Origin of the sequence: Streptomyces sp. NPDC048278 (assembly GCF_040652195.1) — a bacterium.
Classification (GTDB): Bacteria; Actinomycetota; Actinomycetes; order Streptomycetales; family Streptomycetaceae; genus Streptomyces.
This window is the reverse complement of the sequence record NZ_JBEZLP010000067.1, coordinates 1-15,750: the sequence shown is the minus strand read 5'-3', so window position 1 is coordinate 15,750 and position 15,750 is coordinate 1. Positions and strand designations below refer to the sequence as shown.

18 protein-coding genes are annotated in these 15,750 nt (G+C 70.4%); 12 read left to right on the top strand and 6 right to left on the bottom strand.

The features are described 5' to 3' along the window. Nucleotides 1-54 precede the first annotated feature (54 nt). Together AB0D74_RS49580 and AB0D74_RS49575 are read left to right on the top strand one after the other, a co-directional pair. The gene (locus tag AB0D74_RS49580) at nucleotides 55-951 is read left to right on the top strand and encodes an RHS repeat-associated core domain-containing protein (protein ID WP_362603011.1); all 897 of its coding nucleotides are present in this window, start codon (nucleotides 55-57) and stop codon (nucleotides 949-951) included. Next, nucleotides 923-1,294 carry a hypothetical protein gene (locus tag AB0D74_RS49575; protein ID WP_362603008.1) on the top strand — a complete coding sequence of 124 codons (372 nt, stop codon included), beginning with the start codon at nucleotides 923-925 and terminating at the stop codon, nucleotides 1,292-1,294. The genes AB0D74_RS49580 and AB0D74_RS49575 overlap by 29 nt, the downstream gene beginning before the upstream one ends. 2 nt (nucleotides 1,295-1,296) lie before the next feature. Here AB0D74_RS49575 and AB0D74_RS49570 read toward each other — a convergent pair whose 3' ends face one another. The 4 genes from AB0D74_RS49570 to AB0D74_RS49555 all read right to left on the bottom strand — a co-directional run bounded on the left by AB0D74_RS49570 (nucleotide 1,297) and on the right by AB0D74_RS49555 (nucleotide 3,528). Beyond that, nucleotides 1,297-2,061, bottom strand: coding sequence for an IS5 family transposase (locus AB0D74_RS49570; protein WP_362603005.1), 765 nt, complete (start codon nucleotides 2,059-2,061; stop codon nucleotides 1,297-1,299). Nucleotides 2,062-2,361: 300 nt separating this feature from the next. After that, nucleotides 2,362-2,823: a hypothetical protein gene (locus AB0D74_RS49565; protein WP_362603003.1), complete on the bottom strand. Its 462-nt coding sequence runs from the start codon at nucleotides 2,821-2,823 to the stop codon at nucleotides 2,362-2,364. 1 nt (nucleotide 2,824) lies between these two features. Next, nucleotides 2,825-3,106 carry a hypothetical protein gene (locus AB0D74_RS49560; protein WP_362603000.1) on the bottom strand — a complete coding sequence of 94 codons (282 nt, stop codon included), beginning with the start codon at nucleotides 3,104-3,106 and terminating at the stop codon, nucleotides 2,825-2,827. Further along, nucleotides 3,103-3,528, bottom strand: a complete 426-nt coding sequence (locus AB0D74_RS49555) for a hypothetical protein (RefSeq protein ID WP_362602997.1) — start codon at nucleotides 3,526-3,528, stop codon at nucleotides 3,103-3,105. The genes AB0D74_RS49560 and AB0D74_RS49555 overlap by 4 nt, the downstream gene beginning before the upstream one ends. A 113-nt stretch (nucleotides 3,529-3,641) precedes the next feature. Between AB0D74_RS49555 and AB0D74_RS49550 the strand changes: the two genes are divergently transcribed. Genes AB0D74_RS49550 through AB0D74_RS49535 form a run of 4 tightly spaced genes read left to right on the top strand, consistent with a single transcriptional unit; the run spans nucleotide 3,642 to nucleotide 9,150 of the window. Next, nucleotides 3,642-5,003, top strand: a complete 1,362-nt coding sequence (locus tag AB0D74_RS49550; protein WP_362602994.1) for a hypothetical protein — start codon at nucleotides 3,642-3,644, stop codon at nucleotides 5,001-5,003. Further along, nucleotides 5,003-6,214, top strand: coding sequence for a hypothetical protein (locus tag AB0D74_RS49545; protein WP_362602991.1), 1,212 nt, complete (start codon nucleotides 5,003-5,005; stop codon nucleotides 6,212-6,214). The genes AB0D74_RS49550 and AB0D74_RS49545 overlap by 1 nt, the downstream gene beginning before the upstream one ends. A gap of 3 nt (nucleotides 6,215-6,217) precedes the next feature. Then, nucleotides 6,218-7,879, top strand: coding sequence for a hypothetical protein (locus AB0D74_RS49540; RefSeq protein WP_362602988.1), 1,662 nt, complete (start codon nucleotides 6,218-6,220; stop codon nucleotides 7,877-7,879). A gap of 17 nt (nucleotides 7,880-7,896) precedes the next feature. Further along, on the top strand, nucleotides 7,897-9,150 hold the full coding sequence (locus tag AB0D74_RS49535; protein ID WP_362602985.1) for a CHAT domain-containing protein: 1,254 nt from the start codon (nucleotides 7,897-7,899) through the stop codon (nucleotides 9,148-9,150). On the opposite strand, the gene AB0D74_RS49530 is transcribed toward AB0D74_RS49535, so the two are convergent. Further along, nucleotides 9,143-10,018 (bottom strand): DUF3592 domain-containing protein, encoded by an 876-nt coding sequence (locus AB0D74_RS49530; protein ID WP_362602982.1) that lies wholly within the window; start codon nucleotides 10,016-10,018, stop codon nucleotides 9,143-9,145. The genes AB0D74_RS49535 and AB0D74_RS49530 overlap by 8 nt on opposite strands. A 422-nt stretch (nucleotides 10,019-10,440) precedes the next feature. On the opposite strand from AB0D74_RS49530, the gene AB0D74_RS49525 reads away from it, so the two are divergent. From AB0D74_RS49525 to AB0D74_RS49505, 5 genes are all read left to right on the top strand, one after another. Continuing rightward, complete coding sequence (locus AB0D74_RS49525; RefSeq protein ID WP_362602979.1) at nucleotides 10,441-11,397, top strand: alpha/beta fold hydrolase; 957 nt, start codon at nucleotides 10,441-10,443, stop codon at nucleotides 11,395-11,397. A 375-nt stretch (nucleotides 11,398-11,772) separates the two neighbouring features. Next, entirely contained in the window at nucleotides 11,773-12,357 is a 585-nt protein-coding gene (locus AB0D74_RS49520; protein ID WP_362602976.1) for a helix-turn-helix domain-containing protein, read from the top strand. Between the two features lie 13 nt (nucleotides 12,358-12,370). After that, nucleotides 12,371-12,559: a hypothetical protein gene (locus AB0D74_RS49515; protein ID WP_362602973.1), complete on the top strand. Its 189-nt coding sequence runs from the start codon at nucleotides 12,371-12,373 to the stop codon at nucleotides 12,557-12,559. 491 nt (nucleotides 12,560-13,050) lie between these two features. Then, a complete protein-coding gene (locus tag AB0D74_RS49510; RefSeq protein ID WP_362602970.1) occupies nucleotides 13,051-13,641 on the top strand; it encodes an RNA polymerase sigma factor in 591 nt (196 codons plus the stop codon). After that, a complete protein-coding gene (locus tag AB0D74_RS49505; protein WP_362602967.1) occupies nucleotides 13,638-14,561 on the top strand; it encodes a hypothetical protein in 924 nt (307 codons plus the stop codon). The genes AB0D74_RS49510 and AB0D74_RS49505 overlap by 4 nt, the downstream gene beginning before the upstream one ends. A 404-nt stretch (nucleotides 14,562-14,965) precedes the next feature. On the opposite strand, the gene AB0D74_RS49500 is transcribed toward AB0D74_RS49505, so the two are convergent. After that, complete coding sequence (locus AB0D74_RS49500; RefSeq protein WP_362602964.1) at nucleotides 14,966-15,370, bottom strand: type II toxin-antitoxin system PemK/MazF family toxin; 405 nt, start codon at nucleotides 15,368-15,370, stop codon at nucleotides 14,966-14,968. 52 nt (nucleotides 15,371-15,422) lie between these two features. On the opposite strand from AB0D74_RS49500, the gene AB0D74_RS49495 reads away from it, so the two are divergent. Continuing rightward, on the top strand, nucleotides 15,423-15,659 hold the full coding sequence (locus AB0D74_RS49495) for a hypothetical protein (protein WP_362603037.1): 237 nt from the start codon (nucleotides 15,423-15,425) through the stop codon (nucleotides 15,657-15,659). Nucleotides 15,660-15,750: the final 91 nt, after the last annotated feature.

Sequence of the window (15,750 nt, the reverse complement as noted above, 5' to 3'; positions counted from 1 at the left end):
CCGTTTTCTCATTCAGGATCTTGGAGGTGCGCGTAAGACTATGAGAAGGACGTCGTGCCCGGGCACCACGGCTGGGGCGCAGTCGGGAGCAAGGTGTGCGGCGTTACCGAGGACCTCGGCGAGTTCGAGTGGGGTGCCACCCGGACGAACCACTACGCCGACACCGGCGACAGCCCGACCTGGACCGCGGAGGACACCAGCGGCACAATCACCCGCAACATCGGAGACCTCACCCACGGACTGGCCGCCACCAGCACGGCCACCGGCGGTACAGTTCTCCAAATGGCCAACCTCCACGGCGACATCGCAGTCCAGCTCGCCGTCGGCACCGCCACCGCCACCGCCTACACCTACGACGAGTTCGGCAACACCACCAGCACGGCCCGCTACGGATGGACTGGCGCGGCTCAGCGCTCGTCCGAAACGCCCACCGGGCTCATCCTGATGGGTGTCCGTCTCTACGACCCCGCCACCGGGCGCTTCCTTCAGACCGATCCCATTGCCGGTGGAAACGCGAACGCCTACGACTTCGTGTACCAGGATCCGGTCAACAACTCGGATGTGTCAGGCAAGTTCTCGGTCCACTTCCACTGGACGTACGTCTCCGTCAAGTTCAATAAGAAGGAGACCTGGAAGATAGCGTCTGTCCTGGGTATCGGAACGCTGGCCCAGGCCAAATCTGGCCAGAAGCTGATCAAGGCGATCATCCGTAGGTTCGGCATCTATGCCTTCGAGGCGGCGGACCTCGGAGATGGCATCGGCGAGGTATCGGTGGTCGTTGGTGCCTACGCATGGTGGGCAGCCGAGGAGGGCAGATGCCTTCAATTCAATATCGCGTACAACATCTCGTTCACTGAGCCCATTCCAACTTCAGGCGACAGCCGATCGACGCTGTGCCACGGAGGTCTGGTAGACCCTGGCTATGACGTTCTTGGCGGTGGTCGAGGGTGATGCGGGCAGATGGCGCATCGATCGGGATGGTCTGACAGACGCGATCCGTGCCCGGTGGTCCGGAGTCGAGATCGACTCGACGCAACGCAGCGAAGTACGCAGCTTCATATGGCAGTTCGAGACTGAGAACGGCCCAGGTGAGGCATATCTGCACGAGGACAGCACATGCCTGTACATGGACGTATGGGAGGAAGACGCGATCTGGTTGGCGATCGTCTTCCGCAGGCTGGCACCCACGGACCTTGACCTGGTGTTCTGCGATGAGGGTTACACCTTCGACGTTCGTCTGCCGGCCGGGACGACGGAAGCCGAGTTGACGGACTTGGTGAATGCTGCGGGTTGATCTCAGCCCGTCGCGGTGAGCTGGAGCACCAGGACGGCTTGGACGAGGTTGGTGATTCGGGTCGTTGAGCAGCGGAGTTTACGGAGGAGGCGCCAGGACTTGAGGGTGGCGATGGCCTGCTCGACCAATGCACGGATTTTCGCGTGGGACCGGTTGACGGCCTGCTGGCCGGTGGAGAGGCTGTCCCATCGGCCGCGGTAAGGGAGACGGACCGTGCCGCCTGCACCCTGGTAGCCCTTGTCTGCCCAGCAGCTGATGTTGGCCTTGGCGAGTACCTCGATAATGCCGTGCTCGCGCGCGGCCCGGATGTCGTGGACAGCGCCGGCCAGGGCTGGTGAAGCCCACATCAGACGCCCCTTCGGATCAGCTATGACCTGCACGTTCATGCCGTGCTTCTTGTGTTTGCCCGAGTAAAACGGGCGGTCGGCGGCGATTCGGTCGATGGGCAGGAGCGTCCCGTCCAGGATCACGTACGCCTTCGTCGATGCCGCTCGTACGGCTTCGGCGAGGGTGGGGGCGAGGGCGGCGAGGAGGTTGACGGCCTCGGTGATGTATCGGTAGGCGGTGGTGGTGCCGATCCCGAATCCGGCCGCGAGCTGGGCGTAGGGCTGGCCATTGCGCAGGTGGGCGAGCGTGCACAGGGCCTGTCGGCCTGCGTTCAGGCGCCGCCATCGGGTTCCGAGAGCGCGGCGATGCTCTTTCAGGCGGACGGCGAGGAAGCGCAGGGCCGAGCTGGACACGTCGACGCCGGACGGGTAGACAAACATGCGAAGCCTCTGGTGGAGACGGTTCCCTTGGTCGGAAACCCATCTACCAGGGGCTTCATCTGTCTGTCAGCCCAACCACCCGCCTGGCAAGTGAGGTTGGAAAGGGCTCACTGTACCGGCGCCTCCGAGAGGCTTCTCGAGTCCAGGGTGCGGGCGTCTTCGCCTGATGCGGCACCCTCGACACCTCGAAGTCGACCGTGCCGAGTTCGAGAGCACCTTGAAGCGCATCCGTCACCGCTCCTCGGTCACTCACGCCTCTCCTCGAGGAGTTCGGACAGCTTGTGGCCTGCGTCGGCTTCGTCACAGCACGACACGGAACAGGTTCCCGGGCGGGTCGACCACGGCGTCGAGGCGGAGGCCCACGCGCAGGGCGGGATGCTGCGAGCGCTTCCACGTGGCCTCGAACGTCCGGAAGCCCGGCCCGCTGACCCGCAGGACGACCACGGCACCGCCGTCGTCCCCGGTGTCCCATTCGGTCAGCTCGGTGATCTCCGCGGTCGCCGGAACCCCGAAGGCGTCGAGCCGCCGGTTGTGCCTCCGTTCGGCGGCGACGGTGAACCCCAGCACGAAGCACAGGGGAACGAGGACCACCGTGCACACCACGCCGGTGACCACCACGCCCTGGCCGGCGAAGACGCCGAGAACCATCAGGAACGGTCCCAACAGCCCGAGCGCCACGAGAAAGAGGTACATGCAGGCGGCTGCCCAGGGACCGACCTTCGACACCTGTGTCGGCGCGGGGCCGTTCTCCCCGTCGCGCACGTCAGAGCCGCGGTCTCCCGGCCACGCCCCGCGCCAGCTGCACGGCGAAGGCGCGCAGGGCGTCGAGGCGCTCCGGGTCGTAGGGGAAAGAGTGGCGGGGCACTCCCGGCTGCCCGATGACGATCTCGATCCTGGGCCTGCGGCCGGTGCCGAACTCCAGCCGAGGTTCCTGCCAGACATGCAGGCGGTGCGCGTCGCCGTAGCCGAACAACTCCAGCACCCGGCCGTCGAAGGTGAGCAGGGTGGTGTCGTTCGCCAGCACTTCGTACGGCGGTGTCGTCACGGCGTCGCTCCGTCTCCCGCGTAGAGGTAACCGCCCGGGTTGGCGGGGTCCGCGATCAGCAGTACCTCATCACCGGCGCGGGGGATGCGCAGTTTCGACACGATGGTCTGAATCGTGATCGGGTCGGCGGTGACCCCGGTCAGCCGGAGGACCAGGTCGACGACCGGGTCGTGGTTGACCAGCTTGCCGGTGTCGCTGACCGACACGACGACGGCGGGGGTCGTCGGCACTCCCATGGCAAGCAACTGCCCCACCATGGCAACGGAGTTGTACGCACCGATCGACTGCTGGACCTTGGCGTAGTCCTCGCCGCCGAGCGCCGCGCGCGTCATCCGCCCGTAGAAACCCTTGCCGCCGGCCACCTGCTCCACGATCTTGGCGGCCTTCTCCTCGCGGCTCTTGCCCTTGCCGAAGATTCCCATGCTGTGCCTGCCCTTCCGGTCCGTTCTGCCTGGTGGTGTGGACGTTAGGAGGCGGACAGCGCCTACCGATCCCAGGTTCGACCGCCGGTTCCCCCAGGACGTACGCTCTGCCCATGCCGTCCCCGAGCCAGCCGTCGACCGGCGAGCGCCGTCCGCGCGCCTTGGTCATCGACAGGGCCTGGCGCGACCTCGGGCCGGGTCCCCGGGCGCTGAGCGGGCCCGGTGGCGCGCCGCTGACCCGGACGGTCAAGCTGATCGTGCTGCCGCTGATCGTCCGGCCCGCGCTGCGTCCGGAGCTCGCCGCCGACTTCCTCGACGCGCGGGAGGCGGAGCGACTCGACACGCTGATACGGGAGTCCGGTGCGGTTCTGGAGGCGACGGCACAGTGGTTCACTCTGCTGAAGAGGACCCGCCGGGCACTGGGGATCGTGGCGGGCAACCCCCAGGACCTGTATTTCCAGCGGTGCTTCGAGCTGGCGACCGAGCACGGGGCGCCGGGTCCCGGCGCGGACGCGGTGGCGAGGGCGGTACTCGAGGACGTCGTGGACGCTTCCGGCGGACGGACGGTGGAGGCGCTGAAGGAGCATCTGGCGAACCCCGCCCGGCGCGCCCGGCTCGACGCCGTGCTGGCAGCGGCGTGGGACGGACGCGAAGCGGTACAGGGCGCCGCCGATACGGGCCTGGCGGCCGAGGTTCTCGAGGCCTGCGGTGCGGCGGGGGCTGATTCGCCGGCCTTCGCCGCCATGGTCCGGGCCGGGCACGGCAGCCTGCTCGGGCGGGCCCTGTGGGGCGCGCAGCCGGCCGACGTCTGGGACCGCGCCGACGTACCCCCGCACCTCGGGCTGACCGCGCACCGCGTGCCCCCACGCCCCGAGGTCGGCCGGAGCGCCTCGACCGCCACACTCCCCGCGCCGTTCGACCGCACGCTCTTCGAGCGGCTCTTCACCGTGCTCCAGACGTCGGCCCACCGCGAGCAGCTGCCGACCGTGCCGGACCTCGTCCGGCGGGAGGTCGAGCGCAGCTGCGCCCCGCTGGGCCTGTGCGACGAGAGCCTGCGCGTCACCGTCGTGCTCGGCGGCCGACTCGCGGTGGGCCTCGATCCGCTGGGCGCCGGGACCCCCGTGGCGGGGTCGACGGCGGCACACCGCATCGTCAACAGCCGCTGGCAGCGGGAGGCTTCGGTCCTCCGGGCCCGCAGGATGACCGTCTCCCCTCGCCCCGACCCGGACGGCGGTGTGCTGAACGCCCTCGCCCAGGACCTGCGCACCCCGTGGGCCGCGTACATGCGGCGCCTCTGGGTACGGCTGCACGGGCGCGACGTCCGCGACGCGGCACTGCCCGACGCGGCATCGGCCTGGGGTGTACTCGACGGGGTCGCCCGCTCGGTGATGATGGACCACCGCGCACGAGTCCGTACGGCACTGCGCGCCCTGTCGGCGACCGTCGAGCCCGCCGCCGAGCCGAGGAGCGCGTGATGCCTGAACGGCGCTGTGCCCTCACGCGAGCCGAGGACGGCAACACCGTGCGCATCGCGGGACCCGCCGCCGGTCCCCCCTTCACCCGGGCCGTTCTCGACGTCGCGGGTGCCGTCCTGACCTGGCCCGTCCTCGGACCGAGAGGTCTGCCGACAGCGGAGATCCACGACGTGGGGCAGGCCCAGCAGTGGCTGTGGGCGGTCTACGGCGAGCGAACGGCCGCCGCTGTCGACGCCGTCGCGTCGGGAGCACCGGCCGCCGAGCTGACGCTGCCCGAGCAGCCGACCGCCCTCGCCGAGAGTGCCGCCCGCCTCGCCCTCGGGCACTGGGCGGCCCGCTGGTGGCCGACGTCGCACCTGGACGGGATTCCGGCGCTCGAACCGGACGTGCTGGGCCTGGAGTTGGCCGCGCTGACCCACGAGTGCCAGCAACTCCTCGACGAGTCAGGGGAGCTGGAGGGTACCGATCTGCTGGAGGAGCACCTGGCCGGGCTCGACCCGCTGATCCGTTGGCGGCAGTCGGCGGCCCCACCCCGCCGACTGGACCGTGTCCTACGGCTGATCGACGACGCGGCCGACAACGCCGGGCTGGACGGGGCTGCGCTACGGCACCTCCGGTCCGCCCTTGAACAGGACCACAGGCCGACCGCCACGCCGCTCGACGTCGCCGAACTCTTCGTACGGCAGCAGGAGTTCGCCCTCGCAGCAGGTGATCTGCGCACCGCGAACGGACGCGTGGTGGCCCGGGGTTCGGGGACCAACGACTGGTGCCGCTGTCCTCCCGGCTTCGTCGACGCGGCCGAGGAGGCCGTGTCCTGGACCGCGTACGCGCGCGGTGCCGCTCGGCGGATCGAGGTCGAGGTGTTCGCCGGCATCGCCGCCCCCGTGGGCGGGGTGCACCTCGCGGCGGAGGTCCATGTGGACGGCGGCCCGCCTAACCGCGTTCCGCTGGTCAGGCGGGACGACGTGTGGACGGGCCGGGCGGACCTGGACATCCCGGCCTCGACGACACCGAGCATCGAAGTCGGCGTCCTGCTCCCGGGGTTCGACCCGGGACCGGGCGCCGATGACCATGCGGCACGTGACGCAGTACGAGCCCTGGCCCGGCACCGGCTCGGCCTCGCGGCGGCACCGCACGACGGCGACGCCGCGCACCCGGACCCGTTCCTCGCCGAGATCGCGGCTGCCGCTGCCGTGGAGGAGGACTTCTAGCCCATGCCGGAAGAGCCGGAAGACCTGGAAAGCCCGGAAGACCCGCAGGACGCGGCGGAACAGGAAGAACAGGCGGTGGCGCTCAGCTACGGCGAGCCCTTCGACAGCGGCTTCGCGCTCGCCGAACAGCATCAACTCACCCCGGATCTCCCGGCAGCGCTGACCGTCTACGGTGAACTCCTCGCCGTGGCCGAGTCGTTCGAGGACTCCCCCGACGTACGACTCCTGCGTGGGCACCTGTTGTCCGACATCGGGACGGTTCAGCTCGCGGCCACGGATCTGCCCGGAGCCGCCCTGTCCATCGGGCGGTCCCTCGATCTGGTGCGGGGCATCGCGTCCGTGCCGATGGGACCGAACGGCCGCCGGCTGTGGCTGGAGATCCTGCTGAAGACACTGCTGGCCAGGGTCGAACTGCTGCGCAGGACAGGGCAGTTCGACGAGGCACAGGAGGCGATGGACGAGGCGACGGCCCTGTTGTCGGAGTTCGACGACCCCGAGGGGCTGCGCACCGCCGAGATCGGCCTGGGCCGGGTGCATCTGCTGATGGACCGCAGTGCGTGGGGCGCGGCCGAGGAACTGGCCTGCGCGCTGCTGGCCGACGCGCCCCTGGCCGAGCCGTACCTGCTGGACTGTCTGGGGGTCGTCTGCGCCTCGACCGTGCGGTTCGAGCAGGCGGAGGACTACTTCACCCGCGCGGAGGAGACCTATCTGACGCTGGGCCACCACGCGGGGCGCCAACAGGTGCTCTCCCACCGGGCGTACGCGGCGCTGCAGGCCGGCGACCTCGACCGCGCGGAGGAGTTGTACGCGGAGGCCGCCGAGATCTTCGAACGGCAGGGCCAGTCCGAGGACCTGGCGGTCTGCGAACAGGCCCGTGCCGCCATCGCCGCACACCGCGGGGACACGGCCGGCGCCGCCGCTCTGACGGCGTCCAGCCTGGCCCGCTTCCAGCAGGTCGGTGCCGCGGTCGCCGCCGCCGACACCATGCTGTTGGGCGCCCGGCACGCGTACGAGCGGGGCGACATCGACGAGATGAAGCGGCTCGCCCAGGGCGCGCGGGACGTGTACCAGGAGCGCGGGGTGTACGAGCGGTGCGCCCAGGTGGACCTGATGCTCGCGCGCACCCTTGAGGACAACCTGAACCGGACCGACCACGGCGTCCACGAGCGCGCCTCGATCGCCAACGCGCTCTCCCTCGCCCTGCCCGCCGCCCTGACGCTGGAAGCGGCCCGCTACGACTTCGCCACCGCCCACGCCCGCAGCCAGTGGCTCCACCTGGCCGACGACGCCATGCGGTTGGTCTTCCGCCTGGCCCTCCGCAGCAACGACCAGGGGCTGATCTTCGAGCTGGTGGAACACCGGTGCGCGGGCGCCTCCCTGGCGCTGAGCCGTACGTCCACCGCCGACAGGGCGGCGGCGGTCTTCCCGGACGCCGCCATGAAGACGTACGCGCCCGATAACGGCGCTCCCTTGACGCTGGGCGGCATCGCGGCCGAGGCCGCGGCCTCCGTCGGCCTGCGGGTCGCGCCGCCACCGAAGATCGTGATGTCGGCGGAGGCGGGCGGCCGTACCGCACTCCAGGAGTACGTCCAGGCAGCCGAGTTCCGCTATCACCGGCGGATCGTGAGCGAGGAAGAGGTGCCGTTCTGTCCGCCGACGCTCTGACCGACCCGAACCGTCCGGTGGTCCAGGTCCGCCTCGCCGACGCCGGTGACCTGCACATGACCTGGACGTGGGCCCGTGGGGCCCAGGGCTTCGGCACCGGGTACACCCCGGGGCCGGACGTGGACGAGGCCATCCGCGCGCTGGCCGCCGAGCTGCCGGGCGGCGGCACGGAAGGCATGCGGCGCGCGTTCGAGTCCGGCGCGCTGGCCACGTACGAGGACGAGCGCCGTCTCTCCCGCATGCTGGCCGAGGTGCTGTGGCCGCCGGGCCTGACCGACCAGATCCGCCAGGTGTCCGCCCGTCTGGGCCGTCCGCTGATGCGGCTCCAGCCGTCGCCCCGGGTCGCCCAGGTCCCGTGGGAGCTGCTCGCCGTGGACGGTGACGGTGACGACGGCGACGTACGGCTGATCGACCTCGTGGACATCGCCACCACGGCACCGGCATCGCTACGACGGGCAGGCACCACCCCGACCGCCGGTCAGGCCCCGGAATCGGACGCCGTGGTCCTGGTCCTGGACCCCCGCGTCCCCGGCTTCCGCGCCGACTCCCCGCTCGGCTCGGTCCTGGGGCAGCCCGGCTCCGACCCGGCGCTGCTGTCCCTCGTACAGCGCAGGCTCGACGCGGGCACCGTCGTACCGTCCGTCGCCACCCCCGCCGAGGCCTTCCGCCGCACCGACCTCGACCGCGACCGGCTGGGCGAGGCGCTGCGCAAGGGTGCCCGTCGTCTGATGTACGTCGGTCACGTCAGCGGCGCCCCCGTCGAGGGCGGGCAGAGCGAGGACGTCACCCTCCATCTGTGCTGCGGCCCGGAGACGACGGGGATGGTCGAACCGGTGCGCACCCACCGCCCGTTGTCCGCCAAGGACCTTCTCCTGGGCACGCTCCCGCTGCGCGCGGACGGCGTGCCGGGCGCTCAGCTCTGGCCCGCACCGCCGCGCGTCGCGCTGATCGCCTGCGAGAGCGGCGGCGACCTCCGCTTCGCCGAGTCCTTCGGTCTGGCGACGGCGATGATCCACAACGGCGCCCGACTGGTCACCGCCACCCGCTGGGTGCTCCCCACCAGCTTCGCCTTCCACCGTCTGGCCGGCCTGCCGGAGTCCGTACGGCCGCTCACGGAGGCCGTGGTCGCCGTGGACGCGGCCCACGAGGACGACGACCCGGTCCGGCATCTCGGCGCCTGGCAGCGACAGCAGCTCGACCGGTGGCGCGCCGACGGCCGGATCGAGCACTCGCCCCTCCTCTGGGCGGCCCTGACCTGCATCGTCAGGTGAAGGGCCAGGGGTGGTGGAGGCAGTATCCGCCCACCCCGATCGCGGCGGTCCCCGTGACCAGCAGGGAGACGACGAACCGGATGTGCGACGTGCGCTCACGGCGTTCGTGGTCGGGGTCGGCGGTGAGGAGGGACGGGTCGGCGGGCGCGTAACGCAGGGGGATGTCACGGCCGAGGGACCTGGCGATGTTCCGGATGCCCTGTGTGCACAGCGCGGTGACCTCGACGCCCTCGTGGGTGGTGAAGGCGACGACGGAGGCGTGGCTGACGGTCTCGCCGCCTTCGCCGTCGGAGTGGACGTCCCTGGTGACGGCGACCACACGGCCCTGGACGGTGACGCCCGCGACCAGTTGAGCGGCGCGGGCGCGGGCGTACTCACCGTCCCGGCTCAGCGCGACGACGAGGAGCAGCAGGCCACCGACGCAGATCAGACCCCACTGCCAGCCCCACGCGAAGAACGACTGGACGACCAGACCCAACACCAGCAGGAACACCATGCAGTTCGGGCCGCCGACCCCGGAGGTCCGCCCCTCGCTGTCCAGCATCAGATAGAACCGCTCCGGCCGCCGCCGCGGAAACCGGACCGGGAACTCCTGCCCCACCCAGGCCACCAGCACCCGGTCACCACGCTTGTTCTCGTGCCGCAGCCTGAACTCCCGCCCGGTGCCCGGGTCCTGGTACACGATCGTCACCGGTATCGCGTGCTCCCCCGACTCACCGTGTCCCGGCGGATGCACCTCCACGACCCGAGCCGTCACCCACACCGCCCGCTGCGGCCGGGTCAGCCCGGCCAGCGAACACGCATAACCCACCAACGCCAGCCCAGCGGGCACGGTCCACCACAGCCCGAGCATCTTCTGCAGGTCCATGCGGCGAGGCTCTCGCCGCCGTGACTCCTACCGATCCCAGATTCGGGCCGGGCCGACCATCCCTTTCGACCGGACCGACCGACCCGAGGCAACGGCTCACCACAGCACCGACCGCCCCGGGCCCGGGTCATACGAACCGGCGCATCGATCGCAAACCCGCACATCCCCTGCACGCACCGTCCGCGTATCCGACCGCGGTAGTCGGCTTGTGGCCAACGCCTGCGGCCCACTCTTCCCGCTCCGTTCATCCCTCCACCTGCCGGCCGGTGGGGTTTTCCCCCGGGCGAAGAGTGGCGTCAGACCGCTGGGGCGGCGTCGGCATCGAACCTAGTCTCTGACGCATCGCCAGCAACACCGCCACCTGCGAGTGCGGCGTGACTGCCGACATCCGATGCCGTTCCCACCGCCTTCTGGAGAGCACCATGTTCCGCACCACCAGGACCGCCAGCGCGGCCACGACCGCCGCCCTCCTCTGCGCGGTGACGGGGGCCGCACTCACCGGCACGCACCTCGCGCCCGCGGCGTCGGCCTCGCCGCAGCACAGCCGCCTGGACAGCCTCGAACCGGTAGCCGCGGCCACGGTCGCCCGGCGCGAGCGCGGCGGCGACCTGTTCACCGGCATCGGGAAGATCAGGGTCGGCGACCGCTCGGTGAACGTGTCCTGCTCGGGCACGCCGGCGCCGCACCGGCCGGTCGTCATGCTGATGGCCGGCCTCGGGGACGGCCTGGACAACCTGAGCGGCATACAGAAGACGCTCAGCGCGACGGGCCGCGTCTGCTCCTACGACCGGCTCGGCGAGGGAGAGAGCGACGCACCGCTCGGCCCGCAGACCATGGACAGCACCGGCAAAGTCCTGACGGCGGTGCTCGACCGGGTGGCCGGCGACCGGCCCGTCGTCCTGGTCGGGCACTCCCTCGGCGGGCTCATCGCCGCCCGCTACGCCCCCGAACACCTGGACCGCGTCAAGGGCCTGGTCCTGCTGGACGCCACCCCGTCGACCATGGCCGCCGACCTCACCCGCATCGTCCCCCCGTCCGCGACCGGCCCGGGCGCCGACGCACGCGACGGGTACCTCGCGGTCAGCCAGGGCCAGAACCCGGAGATGCTCTCGTTCACCGACGGAAAGGTGCGCTCTGCCGGTGACATCCCGGTGGAGGTCATCCGGCACGGGGTGCCGTACCTGGCACAGTCGATCCCCACCTACGGGCCCGCCCTCGAGCGTGCCTGGGCCGACGGGGAACGCGCCTGGCTCGCTCTCTCCCCGCACAGCCGGCTGAGCGTCGCCACCAAGAGCGACCACTACATCTACCTCGCCCAGCCCGACCTCGTCGACCAGGCCGTCGAGCGCGTCACCTCCCGCGCCCCCGGCCGGTCCTGACCGCCGTACCCCCGCCGGAGGTGAAGGACCGCCTTCGCCGCCGACCACGCCTCCGTATGAGGCGAGCAGCCTCTCACCGCCCCGGTACGGCCTCCTCCGCGCGGAGGAGGCCGTCTACCTGGTGTCCGGGCAAGGACCAACCCGCCCTGAGCGGAGTGTCACTGCGCTCCTCGGACAGCTGGACCTACGGCCCGGGCAGCATGTGTTCGATGTCGGCACGGACGCCGGCGTGACCGCGGCGCTCGCCTGCCGGATCGCCTCACATGGTGGGAATCCGGCGACTGTGACGCCGCCCTGCCGGGGTGCAGCCACTCCGAAGAACTTGATGCAAAGAATCCATTGCAAGCACTTCTTTGCATCGCTATCTTTGTAAGCATGAACGAGCCCCAGGACGCACCCGTCCGCAATCTCGACGCCCGATCCCTGCGTGGGCTCGCACACCCACTACGCATGCAACTCCTGGACACTCTGCGCTTCGGCGGCCCCGCCACCGCGTCTCAACTCGCCGAAAAGCTGGGCGAGTCAAGCGGTGCGACCAGCTATCACCTGCGGCAGCTGGCCGCCCACGGCTTCATTGAGGACGCACCCGAGCGCGGGAAGGGCCGGGAGCGGTGGTGGAAGGCAGTCCACAAGGGCCTGCGCTTCGACGACGCACTCCTCACGGACGCCAGCCCGGACGTGCGTGGGGCTGCCGACTTGTATCTCCACGAGGTCGCCACCGCCCAGACCAGGGACCTGTCGACCTGGCTCGGCAACCGCCAGGCGTGGCCGGAGGAATGGAACCGCGCCTGGGACATGAGCAGCGCGACACTGCGGCTGACGCCCGAACTGACCCAGGAACTCGTCGAGAAGATGCACGCGCTCGTCGACACCTACCGCGACCGGGCCACCGACGAGGAAGACGCTGACACCGCCCAGGTACGCATCCAGACACATACGTTCCCCCTCACCACGGAGTGAAAGGCAAAGCCCGATGCACCCCGAGACCCACCTTGCCCTGCACCACGCCCGCGCCGGCGAACTCCGCGCCGAAGCCGACGCCTACCGTCTCGCCGTAGCGGCCCGGCACCCCCGGGACCTCCGTACCCGTCTCGGCTGGGCCCTCGTGGACGTCGGCCTGCGGCTGGCCACCGCCCCCAAGGCGGTAGCCGCCATTCCTTAGTACCGTTCACGACCGTCGCCCCATGGGGAAACATGACCGCGAGGATGGGAGAAACCCTGCTGGTGCAGCTCCTGTTGCGAGGTCTTTGATCAGCACGCCGCCGGTCTGCCACACCTCTGGCGCCATCGGAGGCACACAACGACGGTGAGCCGCCACACAGCGTTCGGCCGCCCGAACGGTCTCTGCAGATGATCTCCACGCCGTGCTGAAGAACTGGCGGACGCTGGTGCGGCGCTGCGTTCAGAACACTCTCGGCCTTCACGTAGGGATCTGCGCCGCCACGGCCGCGCGCGACCGGGCCCTGGTTCGCGCGGCTTTCCAGAGCCGCTCCGGCCGCATTGCGCATAGCCGTGTAGTGCCGGGCGCGGCGCCGGGCTACATGGCTCTCGATCGTTGTTGCCGCCCTTGCCGTGGCGGGGCGCGAACGCAACCGGCGCGGTGCGACAAGTACGGGGTGAGACCGTCGTCCGGCGGTCGGAGACGGAGCTTCCGTGGAATCGGAGCACGACGCGTACGGCGATCGTGACAGTGACGCCCAACTGTCCAGGTCCGCCGTGGATCCGGCGGCGTTCACGCCCCTGGTCGAGAGGTACTCGGTGGCCCTGCACGGCTACTTCGCGCGACGGATGCCCGGCGCGGCGGACGATCTGCTGGCCGAGGCCTGGCTGCAGGCGTTCGCCGCGCGGCACACGTTCGACGCCTCGCGCGGATCGGCGCGAGGCTGGCTGTTCGGGGTGGCCCGCAACGTCCTCGCCGGCACTGTGCGGCGGGCGGCGCGGACAGAGGCCCCGCCGGGGGAACAGGTCACCGACCCGTGGCAGGCGGTGGACCAAAGGCTGGACGCGGCGGCGCTGGCGCCCGCACTGCGCGGCGCGCTGGCCGAACTGCCCGCAGAGGAGCGGGAGGTGATGCTCCTCGTCAGCTGGGAGCAGCTGACGCCGGCCGAGGCAGCCGCCGCCGTGGGCATCCCGGCGGGGACGGCCCGTTCGCGGCTGCACCGGGCCCGCGGCCGGTTGCGCGAACGGCTCGCGCCGGCCCGCCTGGCGGGCCGGCGCCCTGCCGTGACAGGAGACCTGGCATGAGTACACACGACATGGAGGAGACGGGCGTGATGGAGCGGCAGGCACTGATGGACTTCCCGGGCACCGAGGCGCTCCAGGCGGCGGGCCGGGTCGAACCCCCGTCGGCGCAGGTGCTGACCCGGGCGCTGGCGGCAGTCGAGGAAGCCGTGCGGGAGGACGTGGGCCGGGCCCTGCGGGAGGAGGTACGGAAGGACGCCGTGGTGACGCCGTTGCGCAAGCGCCGTCGGGTCCTCGCCGTCCTGGCCGTGGCCGCGGTCACGGCCGGCGTCACGGTGATGGGCGTGAACACGGAAGCGGGCACCCGGCACAGGACGCAGCCGCAGTCCGCGTCGGTTTTCCTCAACAACGTCGCCGAGGTCGCCGCCACGCAGTCGGCCGGCTCGGGGAGGTACTGGAAGGTCCAAACCGATTCCGCCGAGTCGTACATCACGCGTTCCATGGACGCCACCTACGTCATCTCCGGCAAGACCCCCCGCAAGACCCGGTTTCCCGGCTGGAGGCTCGGGTCGAAGACCTACGACTGGAACGGTCTGGACAGGCTGACCACGAACCCGGCGCAGCTCCTGCGGCAGATCGAGACCACGACCAAGGCCTCCGCCGATCAGGACGAGGACGCGGGAACGCTCGGCTTCGTGCAGGCGACCACCCTCCTCGCCAACGCCCCCGCCGACCCGCAACTGCGCAGCGGCCTGTTCAGGGCACTGGCCGACCTGAAGGGCGTGACCGTCGTCGGCACCGTCAAGGACAGCGCCGGGCGCACCGGAACGGAGCTGGCCTACCGCGGGGGCGTCGGCACCACCAAGGTGATCATCGCCCCGATGACGGGCACACTCCTGGAACTCACCGAGCCGTGGAGGACTGAGAAGGACCAGCGCCGGGCGACGTACCTGTCCACCGGCCTGACCGACACGATCGGCTGACGAACGACGCGCAACGGCCGAACGCGGCATGATCGGCCCGTACCAGCAAGAAGCTTCCGTAGCGCAGCAGTTGAGCAGCGCGAGACGAGATCTCCCTCAAGGACGACTGCGGTCGAACTCGTCAGTGGCCAAGTAGCTCTGCGAGCACCGGAAACAGACTGGTGCCCGCCTCACCACGACGACAGCCGGCGTCGGACCGAACTCGAGGGTGAGCGGCGCGCCGGTCAGTATCAGTGGACGTCGTACCGTAGCGCCGGTCGGCGCAGGATCTCACCGATCCAGTCGGCAGTGAAGGCCGCCAGGTCCTCGACCGGTCCGGAACGCTCGCGCGGCACAACGTCCGGGCGCTCCTGAGTCAAGGCGGGTTACAGATGTGCCGTCGCGGGTGTCGATTCCTTCTCCGTCTACCCGAGTTCACCGAGACGGAGGGCGTTCCTTATCTCGTTGAGCGTCGCGGTCGTCGGCGGAGTCCGCTCCTGCGCTTGTTCAGCGAATCGGAGGGCATCGTCGATCTCGGTGAGCTTCATGGAGGACAGAACGGCTGCCCGCTCCATCAGGTCGTCCCGGGACACAGTGGTCAGCCACGTGCAGGGGGTGAAGCCTGGACGCGGGAACGCGAGCCGCAGTACACCTTCGAACGGCAGTCCTTCATCGGCGCCGACCATCACTTCGATGCCCAGACCGCTGATGTCGACGCCCGCCGGAGCGACGACCTGCATCACCCGGATCCCGGACGGGTCGTCTCCCGACAGCAGTACGACCAGCCGCCGCTCGTCGAACTGGACCCACCAGACTTCGCCACGTTGCACAAGTCCTCCAGACACGGGACGGCCGGCAGACGCTACACAGCCCTGACGCGCTGTGAAGACTCAAGAACATGCGGTGGCCGCAGGTCACAGCGTAGACCCCGCCCGCCGGCAGGAGGCGTTCGAAGGCCTGACGAGCCGGATCACGCTCGTCAACCGGCCCGTCTTCGACCCTGTCCACCGCTCGGCTGGTCCGTCCGGCGACGCCGCCACCAGGCCCGATCCCGGACCAGCCATTACCGGCGACAAGCCGCTCAAGCAGGAAGATCACGATCTACGGCTGGAGTACTAGTACTCCAGTTGCAGTTCGCTATTCCTGCTGGTCAGGGGTGTGTTCGTGAGTGTACTGGGCTGATGCGCCGTCAGGTGGCGGGAGTTCGTGA